Here is a 17,779-nt window from a genome sequence, read left to right on the forward strand (position 1 = left end):
TTGCAACGGCGGGCGTCACTGCTGTGGCGCCACCACTTTGAATTTGATGGCGATGTCCTTGGACACCACGGTGTCCGCCCACTCCCCCGCGCCGAGGCCGAACTCGTCACGGTTGAGCACCAGCTCACCGTCGAAAACGCCGATGGCGTTGTCCGGTTTCAATTCCACCGGTACCTGAACCTCACGGGTGATGCCTTTGAGGGTGAGCTGGCCGTAGATCAAGTAAAGATTTTTGATTTTTGGATCTTGGGTAAAACGCTTGGATTCGAACACCGCCACGGGGAATTTTTCAGTGTCGAACCATGCCGGTTTCACCAGCTCGGTGTTGGCGTCTTCGCTGCCGGCATCAATGCTGGTGAGGTCGATATGCAACGAGGTGTGGGCGTCGGCGAGGTTGTCGGTGTCAAAGTCCAGCGTCGCCTCAAACTTGCCGAAGGTGCCGTAAACCCGCGAGCCCATCTGGTTGTAGGTGAAGCTGATCTGGCTGGCGGTGGTGTTGACCCGCGTGTATTCGTCAGCCTGCGCGGCACAGACGACGCACAGCGAACTCGCGGCAGCCAGCAGTATTCGGATCGACATCGGATTCTCCAGGCGGGGCTTGCCGTCGAGGGCCTCGATTGAATTAAGCAAACATCCGACTGTTACGCCAGCGCCTACACCAGCCGCTCGATCTTCTGATGCTGCCAGACCAGTTTGTAATAAAGGGTCTGCAACACCAGCATGCCCAGATAGGCCACCGGAAACGCCATCCACACGCCCTGCAAACCATATTGGCCGTCCAGCCAGTACGCCGCCGGCAGTTGCACACCGACAACGCAAATGATCGCAATGATCACCGGCACCAACACTGTGCCGCTGGCGCGCATGATCCCGCCGATGATGGCCTGGAAGCCAAAGACCAACAGGCTCCACAGCATGATGTGCAGCAGATGCTCAGCCATTGCCCGGGTCGAATCCTCGGTCAGGAACAGCCCCAGCAACCAGTGCGACATCAGATAGCCGAGCACGATCAAGCCGCCGGTCAGGCACACGTTGATCAACAGCCCGGTGCGCAGAATCGGCCCCATGCGCTCCAGCCGCCCGGCGCCGATGGCCTGCGCACCGAGGATCGACGCGGTGATCGCAATCGACAACGCCGGAAACTGCACATAGTTGACGATCTGCGTCACCGCGCCATACGCGGCGGTCGCTTGCGAGCCGTGCTGGTTGACCAGCGCCAGAATCACCAGCTCCGACAGCGACAGCACAATCATCTGCACGCCGGTCGGCAGACCGATGCGCAAGACCTTGCCGAGAATCGCCCCGTCAAGGCGCAGCGCGGCGAAGAACTCCCGATCCGGCGCCAACGGGTGCCCCTTGCGAATCAGGCGCCACGCCAGCCACGCCATCGCCGCCAGGTTACCGGCCAGCCCGGCGTACGCCGCACTCTGAATACCCAATTGCGGCAAGCCGAACCAGCCGCGAATCAGCGCCGGGGTCAAGGCCAGCCCGACGCAGGTCGAGACCATCAGCGCCAGCAACGGCGACAGCGTATCGCTGACCCCGCGCAACAGCTGGGTGAACAACACAAACACCAGCAGCGACGGCAAGATCCACATCATCACATGGGCATACGCCACCGCATCGTCGAGCACATCCGCCGGCGTCCCCAGCCCCGCCAGCGCCTGCCGCGCGAACACGCTGCCCAACACCGCCGCCACCAGACCGATCAACACCCCGAGCAGCAGCGTTGCCCCGGCAATCGCCTTGACCATGTGCGGCTCACGCGCGCCCCACGCCTGACCGATCAACACACCGGCGCCCGCGCCGAGGCCGATCACCAGTGCGATAAAGAAGAACACGATGGGAAACATCCCCGACACCGCCGCCAACGCCTGGGTGCCGAGCATCTGGCCGATGTAGATGCTGTTGACCGTGCCCGACATCGATTGCAGAAAGTTGGACAGCACCATCGGCGCGAGGAACAGCAGGTAGGTGTGCCAGAGTGGGCGTTGGGCGACGGCTTGCATTGAATAGAGGTCCATCTCGACGGCGGGAGGGCTGATGGAGGATAGCTTCGGTGAGTTGCACGCGGGGCGCAATTAACATTTCAATGGGGTGTTTATGACCGGTGACCGCGCTTGTGTAACGGACACGGTTCTGTAGGTGCAAGTTCACAGCTGTGGTAAACAACTGCCCACTTTCACTTCTCTCATTGAGGCTCTGTTCATGCCGCGCTTTGCCCATCTGCTGACCGCCACCCTCCTCGCCGTGCTCACCACCAGCGCTCACGCCGCCGCGCCCGCCGAAACGTTGAAGCCGTTGCTGGAAACACTCAACGAACGCCTGAACATTGGCGACCTCGTCGCGCTGACCAAATGGGACAGCGGCAAGCCAATTCAGGACAGCCCTCGTGAGGCGCAGGTCATCGCCAACGCGCGAACGCTGGCCACCGAGCGCCAGCTCGACGCGGAAGACGTGGCGCAACTGATCGCCGCGCAAATGGAGGCGAATAAACTGGTGCAGTACGGTTTGCTCGCACAATGGCAAGCGTCCGGCGCCGCGCCGGACACCCCGCGCCCCGACCTGGGAAAACAGATTCGCCCGCGTCTGGATGAACTGCAAACCCGCCTGCTGCAGCAATACGCCGATTTCGCGCCGTATCGCCATGATGCGAATTGCCCGGCGTGGCTGGCCAAGGCGCGCAGCGGCCTGACCCACGACGCGCTGCATGAACTGGCCCTGACACGGGCGACCGGTGAGTTGTGTGTGCGGGCGGCGAACTCGCGCTGAGAAACGGCCAGATCAAAAGATCGCAGCCTGCGGCAGCTCCTACAAGGGGGATTGGTGAACCATCATTGCGGTCGATGTTCACCATCACGGCAATGAAGTTCTCATAAAAATTCCACGGCGTAACATCAGCTCCATACCAACCAACAACACCCCGGAGCACACGATCATGAAACGCCAGACCCTTCTCAGCATCGCTTTCTCGGTTTTCGCCATTAACGCTTTTGCCGCCACCCCGGCACACACCCAAGTCGCAGAAGGCGGCTCGGACAAGTTGATTGAAAGTCGTGTTGCTGAGGGCGGTTCTGATCGCCTGATCGAACGTCGTGTTGCCGAAGGTGGCGCTGATCGCCTGATCGAACGCCGTGTTGCTGAAGGTGGCGCTGATCGCCTGATCGAACGTCGTGTTGCTGAAGGTGGCGCTGATCGCCTGATCGAACGTCGTGTTGCTGAAGGTGGCGCTGATCGCCTGATCGAACGTCGTGTTGCCGAAGGTGGCGCTGATCGCCTGATCGAACGTCGTGTTGCTGAAGGTGGCGCTGATCGCCTGATCGAACGTCGTGTTGCCGAAGGTGGCGCTGATCGCCTGATCGAACGCCGTGTTGCTGAAGGTGGCGCTGATCGCCTGATCGAACGTCGTGTTGCTGAAGGTGGCGCTGATCGCCTGATCGAACGCCGCGTCGCATAACTCTGCGGCTTCATCGCAATCACAATGAAAGCCCGGCCTGATCAGCCGGGCTTTTTCACGTCCGGCGCCATCCATTTCCCGACTGGCCACCCACCGCCCATTGCGCATACCATGCGGCCACAACTCCAAAACAGACCTCGACTGCCCATGCTCAAAGCCAGTCTGCGTAGCCACCTCACCCTTTGGTTTGCCGGTTTATCCCTGCTGACGCTGCTGAGCGTGGGCTTCTATGTCGGCCATATCGCCACGGAACAAATGAAGCAAGCCAGCGGCAATGCGTTGCTCAACACCGCGCGCTCGGCCGCATCGTTGTTGGGTGAACGACTGCGCGAACGCCAGTTGGAGGTGTATCTGCTCAGCCGTGCGCCGCATCTGGAGCGTGGTGATCTGGATAACCCGGCGATTCTGAAATCGATGCAACTGCGCACCCAGGCCCGCACCGAGTATGCGTGGATGGGCGTCACCGATGCCGAGGGCAAGGTGCATCAGGCGGTGAACGACTTGCTGGTCGGCCAATCGGTGCAGCAACGGCCCTGGTTCCAGGCCGGGTTGCGCGGCGAGTACACCGGCGATCCTCATGAGGCGGTGTTGCTGGCGAAAATGCTGCCGGCCCTGCCGAACGGTGAACCGCTGCGCTTCATCGATTTCGCCGCACCGATCCGCAACGCAGACGGCCAGGTGATTGGTGTTCTTGGCGCCCACGCACACTGGAGCTGGGTGACGCGCATTGTTGAGTCGGCGGCGCTTTCGCATAAAAACTCAACGCCGGATATCGAAGCGTTGATCATCGATCACGATGGCAAAGTGCTCTACCCGGAAGCGCTGATGGGTCAGCAACTGGCAATTGACACCAAAAGGCAAGGCTGGACGGCGGGCAACGGATTCCTCACCAGCGTGGTCATCGTACCGACGCCATCGAGTACGGTGCTGTCATGGTCGATTGCCGTGCGCCAGCCATTGGAAACCGCACTGCAACCGGCGCGCCTGCTGATGTACAAATTGCTGATTCTGGGTGTGGTCGCGGCGGTGCTGTTCGGCTTGGTGGCTTACTACCTGGCGCTGTACCTGAGCCGACCGATCGAACAGCTCGCGCGCTCGGCGCGGCAGGTGCAAAACCAACAACCCGGTGCGCAATTCCCGCTGCAACACCCGGTGCTGGAAATTGCCCAGCTCGGCCAGTCCATTGATGCCATGACGCAATCGCTGCTCGGCAAAGAGCGCGAGCTGCAAGAGGCCAATGCCTCGCTGGAAGCAACCGTCGCGCAACGCACCGCTGCGCTGACGCAGGCCAATGCCGAATTGCTCAGCTTGGCGACCCACGACAGTTTGACCGGCGTTTACAACCGTCGCCGTTTCGACGAGAAACTCACCGAATACACACTGCTGTTCCGCCGCACCGGACGTCCGTTCTCCCTGCTGCTGATCGATGCCGATCACTTCAAGCGCATCAATGATTCCCACGGCCACGCAGTGGGTGATGATGTGCTGCAACAATTGGCGCAGTTGATTCAGAGCAGCTTGCGCACCACCGATTTCGTCGCCCGTTACGGCGGCGAAGAGTTCGCTGTGCTGTTGCCGGAAATCGCCAAACCCGACACTCCGGAAGTCGTCGCCGAGAAGATCCGCGTGGCGGTCGCCGAAGCTCACTTCCCGGTGATCGGGCAAGTGACGGTCAGCATCGGCATCGGCCTGGCGGACCCGGCCGATAACAACCACAACGCACTGATCAAACGCGCCGATCAGCAGTTGTATCAGGCCAAGGCGGCAGGTCGTAATCAGGTGGCGTGATCAGCCCTTCTTCACTTCGCAAATCCCGTTGGCCCGGTTCTTCCCGGTGTACGACACCGCAGGCGAACCGTCGGGATTGATGCTCAGGGAAATGGTCACGCCCGCGCCTTTGGCTTCGAAGTAGTTCTCATTGAACTTCTTCAACTGGCCTTCCTTGCCATTGATGTAGATCGGGCCGCCTTCATCGGCGTGCACTTCGATCTTGCCCGGGCACGTCGCGTTGAGCATAGGGATGCCGGCATGGGCGATTGCGCTGACAAGCAACAGCGGGGCTGCCAGTAGCAGAGATTTCATGGTGAGCTCCTTGAGTGCAACGGTGTGCCGGACGATAGGGAAATACCGCACAAGTACCCTATCGACCCGTGACCGACCGCAGCGTTCCGCGAACACGATCGCCTTGTGCCGATTACTGTTTCAAGTGATCGACCAGCTTGTTGACCACCAGATCGGACACATGGCTGAACGCTTTGCGCAACGCCTCGGGATCCGTGGCGTACTGCTCCGGTGTATAGGCGATGGTGTTGGCATCGTTGGATACAGAGATCGTGTCGAAATTACGCCATACCGCTGAGCCGTTACGCTTGATTTGCGCCGTGGCACCGATGACGGGATACAACACGGTGCTGAAGTTCTTCAGGCAGAGGCCCCATTGCGAGACCAGAATTTCGACCTCGGCATCGGCTCGCTCACCCTCGCCCACCACGGTAAACAGATGCTCCTGCTGTACGCGTTTTTCGAAGCTTTGCCGGATCAACTGGCTCAGGTCGATGCCATTGGCCTTCATGTTGTTGCGAATCGCCAGAGTGATATCGCCGGTGGCCACGTCCGCCGCTTTCGTCCCTGCCACAGAGCCCGCCCCCGTTAACGCACCGGCGCCAGAAGTCGAAGCACCTGAGGCCATACCTGCCGCTGCGCCGGCTCCAGCACCCAGGCCGGCGCCCCAGGTCTGCGTCATGCTGGTGTATTGAAAGTTATCGACGGCAACAAACACCGGCAGCACTTTCACGGTTTTGATCTGCTGGCGGTCTTCAACGCTGAGATCTTTGGTCACGCAACCCGTCAGCAAAACGAGGGCAGCAACAGCGACGAGTAGCTTTTTCATGTCATTTTTCAATCAGGGACTTGGGTGTCCGGCATATCGCCCGAGCACCGCAATACTTGAGTCGCGAAGAAGACGTAGTGGTGACGGTCATGACCCTGGCGGCGGAATCAATCGAGCGTGATGGAGGGGGTTGCCACAGAGAGCATCAACCGACATCGCTGCACCTCAAAAACACGCACGCCCTGTAGGAGCTGCCGTTATTGCGTGAAGGTCTGGAGGTACGCCAGCAAATTGTCGAGTTTTTCTTCGTCGCTCAAGCCCCAGAAAATCATCCGCGTACCGGGCACCACGCCTTTCGGATCCTTCAGATAGGCGATCAGCGTTTCGCGATCCCAGGTCACTCCCGAGTTCTTCATCGCATCTGAATACACGTAATTCGCTGACGTACCGGCGGGCCGACCGATGATGCCATTGAGTTGCGGACCGAATCCGGGGCGGGCCGATTCGCCGACCTGATGGCAGCCGCCGCACAGACGCGGAAAAATTTTCGCGCCGGCTTCGGGGTCGCCTGCGGCGAGGGTGAACGTACTGGACAGGCCAGTGGCGAGCATCAGGGCGAGTGACAGTGCAGCGGTGTTTTTCATCGAGAGTTCCGGATCGGTCTGCATCGGGCGACGCAAGGGTAGCATTATGTTTTTACAGGTAAGCGCCAATGATCTTTCTGACTTTGCTCAACGCCTGACGCAACACGTCCATCTCTACCGAGCCCAACGCCAAGCGAATCGCATGTGGCACATGACCCGCCACCGAAAACGGTTCAGCCGTGGTGACGGAAATCTGCTCGTGCATCAGCTCGACGACAATCTGATCGGCGCGCACGTCTTCCGGCAGCGGTAGCCACAGGAAATACGACGCCGGATGGCCAATGCTCGGCAGTCCTTTCAACACTTCGGTGGCCAGTGCCTGCCGCACCTTGGCGTCGTTGCGCTTCTGTTCCTCAAGCACCGTCACCGTGCCGTCGTCGAGCCAGCCACAGGCGATGGCAGTCATGACGCCTGGGGTGTTCCAGGTCGTGGCGCGGATGATGCGTTCCAGTGCTGGCACCACGTCGGTCGGGGCGGCGATGAAACCGACACGCAGGCCTGTGGCGATGTTTTTCGACAGGCCCGACACGTACACCGTGCGCTCCGGCGCCAGATCGATCAGCGTACGCGGTGGGTTTTCAACCAAAAAGGCGTAGGCCGCGTCTTCGATTATTGTCAGATCATGTCGCCGGGCAATAGCCACCAACTGCTCGCGCTGCGCCAGCGGCATCACCCAACCCAACGGGTTGTGCAACGTCGGCATGCTGTACACGGCGCGCACCGAGCGGCTGCGACAGAGTTTCTCCAGCGCGACGAGATCCGGCCCTTGATCACCGAGCGGAATGGCTACGACTTCCAGATGCAGCGCTTCGGCCAGCACCTTGAACCCGGAATAGGTCAGCGCGTCGGCGGCAATCACATCGCCGGGTTTGAGCAGCGTCATCAGCGTCACTGCGAGGCCTTGCTGGGCGCCGTTGACGATCAGCACTTGCTCGGCCTCGACCCTCACCCCGCGCGTCAGCAGGTGCCGCGCGACCGACGCGCGCTCGTGGCCGCGCCCGGCGTGCGGTTGATAACGCAGCAACGCCTCCAGATCGCCCGACAACGCCAATTGGCGCAGCGCAGTGCGCAACAAATCCGCCTGACCGGGCAACGACGGATAATTGAAATTGAGGTCGATCATGCCGACCGCCACTTGTTTCTGATCGATGCCCTGCCCCGGCGACAGCGAGGTTTCGCGGACAAACGTGCCGCGCCCGGTCTCGCCGCTGATCAGGCCCATGGCCTCCAGCTCCGCGTACACCCGCGAAGCCGTGACCAGCGCCAACCCTTCCTGAGCCGCCAATTGCCGATGGGTCGGCAACCGTGTACCTGGCGGCAGCATCCCCGAGCGAATGTCCGCAGCAAAGGCATCAACCAGTGTCTTGTAGCGCGAACGTGGCATGCCGGATGTATCCATGACAATTCTTTGATTGTGCTGATTCTCGGCTCTAGCATGGCTGCAATGCAACCCACTTCCGAGCGTGAACGGTGATGGAAAGGACTTCGAATCTAACGACCCCGGCACTGGAAAAAACCAGTGGCTGGATCAACGGTTTTATCGGCGTGGTGATCTTCAGCGGTTCGCTGCCGGCCACGCGTATGGCGGTGCTGGAGTTCGATCCGGTGTTTCTCACGGTGGTCCGCGCCGCCATCGCCGGGGTGTTGGCGGTGGTGCTGTTGTGGCTGTTTCGCGAGCGGCGCCCGGCGCGCAATCAGTGGTTGTCGCTGTTGATTGTCGCGCTGGGCGTGGTGCTTGGTTTTCCGCTGTTGACCGCCCTGGCGCTGCAACATGTGACGTCGGCGCATTCGATTGTGTTTGTCGGCTTGCTGCCACTGGCCACAGCGATTTTTGCTGTGCTGCGCGGCGGTGAGCGGCCGCGACCGGTGTTCTGGATTTTCTCGATGCTCGGCAGCGCGCTGGTGGTCGGCTTCGCGCTGGCACAAGGTCTGACTGCCTCGCCCACTGGCGATCTGCTGATGCTCGCGGCGATTCTGGCCTGCGGTCTCGGTTACGCCGAAGGCGCGAAGTTGTCGCGCACTCTCGGCGGCTGGCAGGTGATTTGCTGGGCGCTGGTGCTTTCGCTGCCACTCATGGCGGTGTTGAGTGTGTGGCTGGCGCCCGCCTCGTTCAACACAATCAGTCTGTCGGCGTGGCTATGCCTGGGTTACGTGTCGCTGTTCAGCATGCTGATCGGTTTTGTGTTCTGGTATCGCGGCCTGGCTCAGGGCGGGATTGCCGCGGTCGGTCAGTTGCAATTACTGCAGCCGTTTTTCGGTCTGGCGCTGGCGGCGACCCTGCTACATGAACAGGTCAGCCTCGGCATGCTCGCCGTGACGTTTGGCGTGATCCTGTGTGTCGCCGGGGCGAAGAAGTTCGCCAAATGATCTTCAGGCACCCGCCTTCCACTCGCGTGGGCTGAGCCCGGTCTTGCGCCGAAACGCCCGGGCCAGCGCCGAAGGACTTTCGTAACCGACCTCTTCGGCAATCAGCGCAATCGGTCTGCCTTCGCGCAGGCGTTTCTGCGCCAGGCTGACGCGCCAACTCAGCAGATAATCGGCCGGCGTTTGCCCGACAACCCGGCGAAACTGCTCGGCAAACCCGGCGCGGGACAGGTTGGCGACAGCGGCCAGATCCGCCACGCTCCACGGTTTTTGCGGTTGCTCGTGCATCAGGTTCAAGGCACGGGACAGGCGTGGATCGGCCAGCCCGGCGATCATCCCCGGTTGTTGTTCGCGACTGCTGATCAAATGCCGCAGCAACAGAATAACCAGCAGTTCGAACAGGCGATCCATCACCGCCACCCGCCCGCAATGACCTTCGAACGCTTCCTTGAACAGCCATTCCACGGTGTTGCCCAACTCCGGGATGTCCGTCAGTTTCAGCACCAGATAATCCGGCAGCGCCGCCGCCAGGGCATTGCCGGAGCCGCCATCAAACGTCAGCGTGGCGCAGACCAATCGGGTGTCCATGGCTTCATCGGCAAACATGCGATGGGTAAAGGGTCGGGGGAAGAAGATCAGCGACGGTTCGCTCAGGCGAATCTCACGCTCGTTGCCCGGTTTGAGCAGCAATTCACCGGCCTGCAAAAGATGCACATGCCCCACCGGCTCGTTGTCATGAACGCTGACGCCGCAAAACGCGCCGCTGTGGAACGTACCGGCATTCACGCCGAAATGGCTGAGCAATGTTGAAAGGCGATCCATGGACGACTCCGAGGGCATATCTGGACGATCTGCCGCATATCCTCGACGATTTGCCGCCAATCCACCAGCCTCACTGCATAACATGACCTCCATCCCCGGCGCACTTCGCACCGGACTTTCGGAGAATCAACATGAGCCGCATCCACGCTATCAGCCTCGAAACCGCCGCCGACGCCAGCCGCCCTGTGCTGGAAGGCGTGAAAAAGAAAATCGGTTTCCTGCCCAACGTCTTCACCACCCTGGCCAAAGCACCGGTGGCCCTCGAAACCTACGTACAAGCCTCAGCGATCCTCGGCAAGACCTCGCTGAACGCCCAGGAAAAAGAAGCGGTGTACCTCGCCACCTCACAGGTCAACGGTTGCGACTACTGCCTGGCGGCACACACCTTGTTTGCCGGCAAAGCCGGGCTCTCGGCGCAGGACATCGTCGCCGCACGCCAGGGCGAGCTCAACGCCTACGCCACCCTCGCCCGCCAATTGACTGAAAGCCGTGGCCACTTGAGTGATGAACAAATCGCCGCCGCCCGCGCTGCCGGCATCGACGACGTGAAGATCATTGAAGTGATTGCACTGGTGGCCGTGCAGAGCCTGACCAACTACCTGAACAACGCGGCGCTGACCGATATCGACTTCCCGGCCATCTGAAGTCTGGCCACACAACAACACCAGTGGGAGCGAATCTGCAAGCGCTAGCGGCGTGTCATTCAAAGCATCTTTGACCGACCCGACGCCATCGCGAGCAGGCTCACTCCTACAATTGGATCGCCTACAACCCGCCAGAAACAGGTCGGCTGTCAGGCCGCCAGAAACAGGTCGGCTGTCAGGCCGCCAGAAACAGGTCGGCTGTCAGGCCGCCTTCGCGAGCAGGCTCGCTCCCACAGTTTTAACGTGCGTACAACCCCAGCGGCAAAGCCGCCCCACTCAACAGGATGAGCGTTAGCTCGGCTGCAGCTCTTGATCTTGATCCACGGGCGACGTCGGAAGGCTGAGTGGAGGGATTCATCCGGGCGTGGGAGCGCAGCGACCGTTTGGCGCAGCCAAACACAGCGAGAGGAGGTGCAGCGAAGCAAACCGTAGGCGATGCGCCCGGATGGATCCCGGAGCGAAGGAACCCCGAGCCCCAGCGAGCGGGCCGCACGTAGGAGCAAGCGTTTTTTTGCTTACTTTTTTTAGGCGTTTGTAAAAAAAGTGAGTCGCCGTCAGGGCGAAACCCTAAGTGGCCGTTACCGCAGCAACGGATATGTACTCAGTAATCCAGACAACCATAGCCAACGCCCACGACTGATCAGTGATGCTCCTCCCCCGCCCGCTTAAGCAACTTCTTGCACCGCTCAGACAAATGAAACACCTGCAAATGCTTACCCGCCTTGGCATAGCGCTCGCGCAGAGTCTTCAACGCCGCAATCGCCGAATAATCGACAAAACTCAAATGCCGACAATCCAAAGTCACCCGAGCCGGATCATTAGCCGGATCAAACTGATTGAGAAACGGCGTAGTCGAAGCAAAAAACAACGTGCCATGCAGACGATAAAGCTTGCTGCCGTCAGCCTCCAGATGCTCATCGGCATACAGCTCACGAGCCTGCTGCCAGGCAAAGTTAAGCGCAGCGATAATGATGCCGCACAACACCGCAGTGGCCAGATCAGTGAACACAGTGATGGTAGTCACAGCAATGATCACCAGCACATCATTGAGCGGTACTTTGTTCACCACCCGCAACGACACCCAGGCAAAAGTCTGCTGCGACACCACAAACATCACACCCACCAGCGCCGCCAGCGGAATACGCTCGATCAGCGGCGACAGAAACAGAATGAACAACAGAATCAGCACCCCAGCGACAACGCCAGACAAGCGCCCGCGCCCACCGGAACTGAGGTTGATCACGGTCTGGCCGATCATCGCGCAACCGCCCATGCCACCGAATGCGCCCGAGACCATATTGGCCGCACCGAGCGCCACGCACTCGCGATCCGGATAGCCACGGGTTTCGGTGATTTCATCGGTCAGGTTCAACGTCAGCAGGGTTTCCAGCAGACCGACCAGCGCCATCAGAATCGCGTAAGGCGCGATGATGCGCAGGGTTTCAAGATTCCACGGGATGTCCGGCAAAGCGAACGTCGGCAAGCCGCCGGCAATGTGCGCCATGTCGCCGAGGGTGCGGGTCGGCAGGCCGAACAGATAGACCAGCAGACCGACGCCGAGGATTGCCACCAGTGCTGGCGGCACTGCACGGGTCAGGCGCGGCAGGATATAGACGATGGCCATGGTCAGCGCCACCAGCCCGGCCATCAGGTACAACGGCGTGCCGCTGAGCCAGTCCTCACCGCTCTTGAAATGTTCCAGTTGCGCCAGCGCAATGATGATCGCCAGGCCGTTGACGAAGCCGAGCATCACCGGGTGCGGCACCATGCGCACCAGTTTGCCCAAGCGCAGCAAGCCGAACGCCATCATGATCAAACCACCAAGCAACACCGTCGCCAGCAAATACTGCACACCGTGCTGCACCACCAGCGCAACGATGACCACGGCCATCGAACCGGCCGCGCCGGAGACCATGCCCGGCCGCCCGCCGAACAACGCCGTCAGCGTGCAAATGATGAACGCGCCATACAGGCCCATCAGCGGATTGAGGTGCGCCACCAGTGCGAACGCAATGCATTCGGGCAACAGGGCAAACGAGGTGGTGAGTCCGGCCAGGACATCGGCGCGCAGACGAATCGGTTTCATGGCTTACCTGATTGAGCGGCCGCCGAGTGCGGCTGCAGGTGTTCGGGAAAAAGAGGGTTGCGGATGTTACGGAATTGTCGCGGATCGGGCCAGTGAACGCTGACACTTGTCGACTCGGGCTTTATGCTGGCCCGCTCCTCTGGTCATTGAGTTCGACATGTCTGCATTTCTGAGCGCCCGCGAGGTGTCTCAGCGTCTGCGTGAAGCGGCGTTGGGCGTGCTCGTTTTGAAAATCTGCGAGCGGCCTGCCGAGGCCGGGCTGGTCACGGTCGATATCGGGGGCTGGCAGTTGCGGCTGGATGTTGAAGGTGGGCGGTTACACCACTGTGAATTTGCCCGCAGCGACGATGGGCAAGAAGGTGCGCTGGAGAGCTGGCAGCGTTACGGCACCGATCCGGTGAGTTTGCTCAGTACCTGGGAATTGGCGCAGATCGAGCAAATGCTCAACGCGCAAACGAACGAGGTTGCTCAATGATGGCACTCTGCCCATAATTCGCGCCCTCCTCTATTCCCACGCAAGGAACTGCCGTGAAGAAGTCGCTGTTGTTGATCCCGATGCTGGCCCTGCTCCTGCAAGGCTGTGGCATGACCATGACCCGTTACGAACCAAGCTTCGAGAACGTGCAGAAGCTAAAACAAACCCCGCCGCTGCACGCGATCAGCAATCCTCAGGTCACGGCCGAATCCGGTGAAGGTTCGCTGGTGGTCCGTGCCAACCCGGTTCGCTCGCCGTCCGGCAGCATCCCGGCACACATTCAGGATGCGATCACCGAAGAACTGCGCAAGGCCGGTCTGCTCGATCCGCAGGCTCAGCGTCAGTTGAAAGTGCTGGTGGTGAAGAACGAACTGTCCGCCGGCATGGGCACGGGCGACGGCAAACTTGCTGCACGTTTCACCCTGCTCAACGGCAACAATGTGGTGTACGACGCGACCAAGAATGTCAGCAGCCAATGGAGCAGCAGCTTCTTCGGCTTCATTGCGATCCCGAACGCAGTCAACGCTTACAACCCGATGGTGCGTGACTTGCTCAAGGAACTCTACAGCGATCCACAGTTCATTCAGGCCCTGAAGTAAGGGTAAAAAAAGAGCCGCGATTGCGGCTCTTTTTTTCGCTTCAGCCCCGTGGAATGCGGGTTTCGAGTGCCGAGTACTTCAGGTTCTTGCTATCAACCATCTGCTTGAGCAGCGCGTTGACCTGACGGGTGAAGGTGTCATTCACCGCGTCTTTCGGTGTGTTGGCCATCAGTGGAATGAACCAGATACCAATCCAGGTGCCGACCGCATCGTGGTTGCTCGCGGTGGTCAGGGCCTGACCTTGTCCATCCATGCCTTCCAGGCTCATGGTGTACTGATCGGTGCCGTACGCCGGGATCACCCCCAGGCTGAAACCACTGATGAAGCCCAGCACCATCGAGCCGGCATTCGGCGGATGGTTGTACATTTTCAGACGCAGGCTGTAATCGCCCGGCTGCTTCTGGAACTCGTCCAGGGTGACACGGCCGAACAAACCCGAGTCAGTGAGAATTTTTTGCAGCTGTGGTTTCAGTTGATCGCGCGCTTGCGGCACTTCCACGGCGGAGCCGCTTTTCGGTTCGCCCTGGTAGAAGTCGAAATCGACGTAGACGTTTGGCTTGTTGGTGTAGCTGGCCATCGACGGCATGGTCACCGGCGCCACTTCGTCTTTGGTGAAACTGGCACAACCGCCCAGCGCAAGTACCAGCCCCAGCGCCAGCATTTTCCCGAATTGCATGATGTCCGTCCCTATGTGTACAAGACCAAATGATGGCATTGCGCCTTCATTGTGAAGGCCGGGCGGATTCTAGAGAGAGCGGCCTTCGGGCGAAAGCCTGAATTGAGGAAATCAGCAAAAAATTTTGCTCAGCCCTGCCGCAAGTCGAGGTTGTAGGTGTAATAACCGCTGTCACGCACGTAGCCGAGGGATTCGTACAAGCCTTGAGCCGTGAAGTTGTCGGTTGCGGTTTCCAGTACCAGCCCTTTGGCACCGGTCGCCAAGGCAAAGTCGCGTGCAGTGTTCATCAACAATCGGCCAACCCCACGCCCACGGGCGGCGGGCGTGGTGAACAGGTCGCTGAGTAGCCAGGTGCGGTGGGCATCGATGGACGAGAACGTCGGATACAACTGCACGAAACCCAGCGCCTCGCCCTTTTCATCCTGAACCAGAAAAATCGCGGATTCATCGTCGGCCATGCGCGCGGCGATGAAGGTTCGTGATTGCTCAAGGTTCGACGGCTGCTGGTAAAAGCCTCGGTAAGCGTCGAACAACTGCGCCACCGCATCCAGGTGTGTCGCGTCGGCCCGCAGTGCCTGAAGGGTCATGTGCCCGCTCCGTTTCCAGTCAATGATCGAACCAGCATAGCGCCGCCCTTCGAGTGTGCTGGCTTCATCGCTATATAGTTTTGTATATTGCGAAACCGAAATCGCCAGAATCTTTCCATGCCGTCCAGCCAACCTGTATTGCCATGAGTGCCATCCGCGTACGCAACGAGCAGTTGATCCTCGCCGCTGCCAGCGAGGAATTCGCCGCCAACGGCTTCAACGCCACCCAGACCCGCGATATCGCGGCGCGTGCCGGGGTGCCCAAAGCCAATCTGTATTACTACTTCCAGAGCAAGGAAAACCTCTACAGGAAAGTGCTGCTGGGGTTTGTCGAGCCGCTGCTGGAAGCCTCGGCGGTGCTGCGTGAAAGTGATGATCCGCTGACGGGACTGCGCGCCTACGTGGCCGCACGCATTCGCATCGCCCGCGAACATCCGGCGATTGCCAAGGTATTCAGTGGCGAGTTGCTATTGGGCGGTCGCCAGTTGCCGGATGAGTGCCGCGATCTTTTGCAGGCCGAAGCGCGGCGCAACGTTGAATGTCTGCGCAGCTGGATCGAGCGCGGTTTGCTCGCTCCGGTGGATCCGGAGCATTTGATGCTGTTCATCTGGTCGGCGACGCGCACGTACACCAATATCGGCTGGCAGATGGGCCGGATCATGGGGCGCGAAGTGCCGCAGGACGAGGATTATCAAACGGCGGCACAGACGATCACGCGCATGGTGCTGGAGGGCGTGGTCGTAGCGCCGCGGGTGGGCGAGATTCGTGGTGTGTTGTTTGCGACGTGATGGCGCAGTGCTGCGCCGATCAGGGCATGAAGTCTACGGGGAGTTCCAGATGATCTTTCATGCGCTCGTTCCAGTCGTGCAAGGCGCCAGGTAGACGTTTTTTCCATTTCGCAACATCGGTGTAATAGCGCAGCCGCGAGTGTCCGGTGTTGTCGTAGGTAACCAACAAGACCCAGAAATGGCCATCGGCTGACCGCATCACGATGCCGGTGCCACCCAGGCCGCGCATCCACATCTCCCAGACCTGACTACCCGGCACATCAGCGGAAGGTTCAGCGGTCATCAACGAACCGGACTTTTCCACCAGCGTCTGATAATCAGTCTTGAGCAACGTGTGCAGTGCCTGGTTTTCTTCCGGTGTTTGCGCCAGGCCCAGGCTGAGCATGTCGTAATCCAGCGTCAGCGGTTGCTGCGAAGCGACAAAACGACCGGTGTAGTAGACGCCCAACCCGGCACTGCAATATCCGCCTGCACCGACGATAGAAATATCCAGCACACCATTGATGGGGGTGAACAACAGGGTGCACTGGTCTTCCGAGTAAACGGCTTTACCGTCCTTGAGTGTGGCAACGCCATCCAGATCACCGGAGTTGGCGCCCTCAGCCGCCGTGATGTCGATGCTGATGTGCGTGGGATCGCGGCGCTGGGTTATGACTGTCGCCGAGGTTGCGGTCCCTGGCGGAATGAGCTGCCAGGTCGCGTCCCAACTGAAGGGCTGGGTGGCGTGTTCAAGTTCGGTCAGGCGCATTAAATACTGCCGACGCAAACAGGCTGTCTGATCGCCACAGGCGTTGCGGTTTTTCAGCCACTGTCGCTGGTCTGACTTGAGGGCTTTGGCATCGGGGACATCAGCCGATGTCGAGTGCCAGAGCTTGCCCAGCTTCTCATCGAGTTGCGAGATCTGCGGGTCGCCACAAATGGCTTTTTCAGTTTTGCTGGCGGCACTGGTGCAATCAAAACTGCTGGCGTGGGTGATAGAGGCAAACGCAAGGCACATCAGTGCCAAGGCATGACGCAGGGAGATAGCGAACATCGAGAGATTCCATTCTTCGGACGGCGCGCAGTATGCCAGTGCTGCCAGCGGAAATCCCTGATGTACATAGCAATCAGGATTTCGCAATCACTGTAGGAGTGAGCCTGCTCGCGATAGCGTTCGGTCAGACGATGTTGCATCAAATGCCACACCGCTATCGCGAGCAGGCTCACTCCTACAGGTTTTGTGTGGATGGTCAGAACGTGATGCTGGCTGCGGGTTTGACGTCGATACGCGCCACCGAGCCAGTCAGATGCGCCAGATCCTTGTTGTGCTCGGCGATGATGTCTTCGGCGCTCATATTGCCGTTGTCGACGGTGGAATGCGCGTCGGCGGCAAGCACTACGTCATAACCCAGCTCATGGGCCCGGCGTACGGTCGCATTGACACAGTAATCGGTTTGCAGACCGCAAATAACCAGTCGTTCGAAGTCTTCACTTGGCAAAAATTTACCCAGGTCAGTCTGGTAAAACGAGTCCCGGGTGGTCTTGCGTACGCGCAAGTCACTGGCGACGGTTAACAGTTCATCAGCCAGTTGCCAGCCTTCGGCACCATGGGCCAACGGGCTGTCCTCTTCTTCATGCTGGATCAGCACCACGCGCACGCCAGCCTTGCGTGCGCGAGCACTGAGACCGTTGATGGTGTCGATCACACGCTGAATGTCGTAGCACTGATATTCACCCGAGCAGAGGGCGCGCTGGACGTCGATGATCAGTAATGCGGTGGTCATGATGAGCCTTCCTTGATCAGTCCTTGAGACAGGGGCGGACGTAA

Annotated in this window: 20 protein-coding genes; 8 read left to right on the forward strand and 12 right to left on the reverse strand. The window is 60.0% G+C overall.

Annotated features, from left to right (window positions below; genetic code table 11):
* Window positions 1–15: 15 nt before the first annotated feature.
* Together CKW26_RS07035 and CKW26_RS07040 are read right to left on the reverse strand one after the other, a co-directional pair.
* Window positions 16–579: a YceI family protein gene (locus tag CKW26_RS07035; RefSeq protein WP_095048036.1), complete on the reverse strand. Its 564-nt coding sequence runs from the start codon at window positions 577–579 to the stop codon at window positions 16–18.
* Between the two features lie 74 nt (window positions 580–653).
* Window positions 654–2,009 carry an MATE family efflux transporter gene (locus tag CKW26_RS07040; RefSeq protein ID WP_095048037.1) on the reverse strand — a complete coding sequence of 452 codons (1,356 nt, stop codon included), beginning with the start codon at window positions 2,007–2,009 and terminating at the stop codon, window positions 654–656.
* Between the two features lie 199 nt (window positions 2,010–2,208).
* Between CKW26_RS07040 and CKW26_RS07045 the strand changes: the two genes are divergently transcribed.
* The 3 genes from CKW26_RS07045 to CKW26_RS07055 all read left to right on the forward strand — a co-directional run bounded on the left by CKW26_RS07045 (window position 2,209) and on the right by CKW26_RS07055 (window position 5,245).
* On the forward strand, window positions 2,209–2,772 hold the full coding sequence (locus tag CKW26_RS07045) for a chorismate mutase (RefSeq protein ID WP_095048038.1): 564 nt from the start codon (window positions 2,209–2,211) through the stop codon (window positions 2,770–2,772).
* A 166-nt stretch (window positions 2,773–2,938) separates the two neighbouring features.
* Entirely contained in the window at window positions 2,939–3,457 is a 519-nt protein-coding gene (locus tag CKW26_RS07050; protein ID WP_095048039.1) for a phage infection protein, read from the forward strand.
* 147 nt (window positions 3,458–3,604) lie between these two features.
* Window positions 3,605–5,245 (forward strand): sensor domain-containing diguanylate cyclase, encoded by a 1,641-nt coding sequence (locus tag CKW26_RS07055; protein ID WP_095048040.1) that lies wholly within the window; start codon window positions 3,605–3,607, stop codon window positions 5,243–5,245.
* On the opposite strand, the gene CKW26_RS07060 is transcribed toward CKW26_RS07055, so the two are convergent.
* From CKW26_RS07060 to CKW26_RS07075, 4 genes are all read right to left on the reverse strand, one after another.
* Window positions 5,246–5,539, reverse strand: coding sequence for a hypothetical protein (locus tag CKW26_RS07060; RefSeq protein WP_095048041.1), 294 nt, complete (start codon window positions 5,537–5,539; stop codon window positions 5,246–5,248). It lies immediately after the preceding gene.
* 112 nt (window positions 5,540–5,651) lie between these two features.
* On the reverse strand, window positions 5,652–6,347 hold the full coding sequence (locus CKW26_RS07065) for a hypothetical protein (RefSeq protein ID WP_095048042.1): 696 nt from the start codon (window positions 6,345–6,347) through the stop codon (window positions 5,652–5,654).
* 197 nt (window positions 6,348–6,544) lie between these two features.
* Window positions 6,545–6,931: a cytochrome c family protein gene (locus tag CKW26_RS07070; protein ID WP_095048105.1), complete on the reverse strand. Its 387-nt coding sequence runs from the start codon at window positions 6,929–6,931 to the stop codon at window positions 6,545–6,547.
* Between the two features lie 52 nt (window positions 6,932–6,983).
* Entirely contained in the window at window positions 6,984–8,315 is a 1,332-nt protein-coding gene (locus CKW26_RS07075) for a PLP-dependent aminotransferase family protein (protein ID WP_095048043.1), read from the reverse strand.
* Between the two features lie 89 nt (window positions 8,316–8,404).
* On the opposite strand from CKW26_RS07075, the gene CKW26_RS07080 reads away from it, so the two are divergent.
* Window positions 8,405–9,298, forward strand: a complete 894-nt coding sequence (locus CKW26_RS07080; protein WP_095048044.1) for a DMT family transporter — start codon at window positions 8,405–8,407, stop codon at window positions 9,296–9,298.
* Between the two features lie 3 nt (window positions 9,299–9,301).
* Here CKW26_RS07080 and CKW26_RS07085 read toward each other — a convergent pair whose 3' ends face one another.
* Window positions 9,302–10,117, reverse strand: coding sequence for an AraC family transcriptional regulator (locus CKW26_RS07085; protein WP_095048045.1), 816 nt, complete (start codon window positions 10,115–10,117; stop codon window positions 9,302–9,304).
* Between the two features lie 131 nt (window positions 10,118–10,248).
* Between CKW26_RS07085 and CKW26_RS07090 the strand changes: the two genes are divergently transcribed.
* Entirely contained in the window at window positions 10,249–10,761 is a 513-nt protein-coding gene (locus CKW26_RS07090) for a carboxymuconolactone decarboxylase family protein (protein WP_093441201.1), read from the forward strand.
* 640 nt (window positions 10,762–11,401) lie between these two features.
* Here CKW26_RS07090 and CKW26_RS07095 read toward each other — a convergent pair.
* Window positions 11,402–12,847: a SulP family inorganic anion transporter gene (locus CKW26_RS07095; protein ID WP_095048046.1), complete on the reverse strand. Its 1,446-nt coding sequence runs from the start codon at window positions 12,845–12,847 to the stop codon at window positions 11,402–11,404.
* 157 nt (window positions 12,848–13,004) lie between these two features.
* Here CKW26_RS07095 and CKW26_RS07100 point away from each other — a divergent pair, with 157 nt between their 5' ends.
* Window positions 13,005–13,322 (forward strand): hypothetical protein, encoded by a 318-nt coding sequence (locus tag CKW26_RS07100; protein ID WP_095048047.1) that lies wholly within the window; start codon window positions 13,005–13,007, stop codon window positions 13,320–13,322.
* A 53-nt stretch (window positions 13,323–13,375) separates the two neighbouring features.
* The gene (locus CKW26_RS07105; RefSeq protein WP_095048048.1) at window positions 13,376–13,921 is read left to right on the forward strand and encodes a hypothetical protein; all 546 of its coding nucleotides are present in this window, start codon (window positions 13,376–13,378) and stop codon (window positions 13,919–13,921) included.
* 40 nt (window positions 13,922–13,961) lie between these two features.
* Here CKW26_RS07105 and CKW26_RS07110 read toward each other — a convergent pair whose 3' ends face one another.
* Both CKW26_RS07110 and CKW26_RS07115 read right to left on the reverse strand, forming a co-directional pair.
* Window positions 13,962–14,597, reverse strand: coding sequence for a hypothetical protein (locus tag CKW26_RS07110; protein WP_095048049.1), 636 nt, complete (start codon window positions 14,595–14,597; stop codon window positions 13,962–13,964).
* A gap of 128 nt (window positions 14,598–14,725) precedes the next feature.
* Window positions 14,726–15,184 carry an N-acetyltransferase gene (locus CKW26_RS07115; RefSeq protein ID WP_095048050.1) on the reverse strand — a complete coding sequence of 153 codons (459 nt, stop codon included), beginning with the start codon at window positions 15,182–15,184 and terminating at the stop codon, window positions 14,726–14,728.
* Window positions 15,185–15,327: 143 nt separating this feature from the next.
* Between CKW26_RS07115 and CKW26_RS07120 the strand changes: the two genes are divergently transcribed.
* The gene (locus CKW26_RS07120; protein WP_095048051.1) at window positions 15,328–15,972 is read left to right on the forward strand and encodes a TetR/AcrR family transcriptional regulator; all 645 of its coding nucleotides are present in this window, start codon (window positions 15,328–15,330) and stop codon (window positions 15,970–15,972) included.
* Window positions 15,973–15,991: 19 nt separating this feature from the next.
* Here the strand turns inward: CKW26_RS07120 and CKW26_RS07125 are convergent, their stop codons facing one another.
* Both CKW26_RS07125 and CKW26_RS07130 read right to left on the reverse strand, forming a co-directional pair.
* Window positions 15,992–17,005 carry a lysozyme inhibitor LprI family protein gene (locus CKW26_RS07125; RefSeq protein ID WP_095048052.1) on the reverse strand — a complete coding sequence of 338 codons (1,014 nt, stop codon included), beginning with the start codon at window positions 17,003–17,005 and terminating at the stop codon, window positions 15,992–15,994.
* Window positions 17,006–17,201: 196 nt separating this feature from the next.
* A complete protein-coding gene (locus CKW26_RS07130; protein WP_095048053.1) occupies window positions 17,202–17,735 on the reverse strand; it encodes a cysteine hydrolase family protein in 534 nt (177 codons plus the stop codon).
* Window positions 17,736–17,779 lie beyond the last annotated feature (44 nt).

This window comes from Pseudomonas sp. Irchel s3h9, from assembly GCF_900187475.1.
Classification (GTDB): domain Bacteria; phylum Pseudomonadota; class Gammaproteobacteria; order Pseudomonadales; family Pseudomonadaceae; genus Aquipseudomonas; species Aquipseudomonas neuropathica.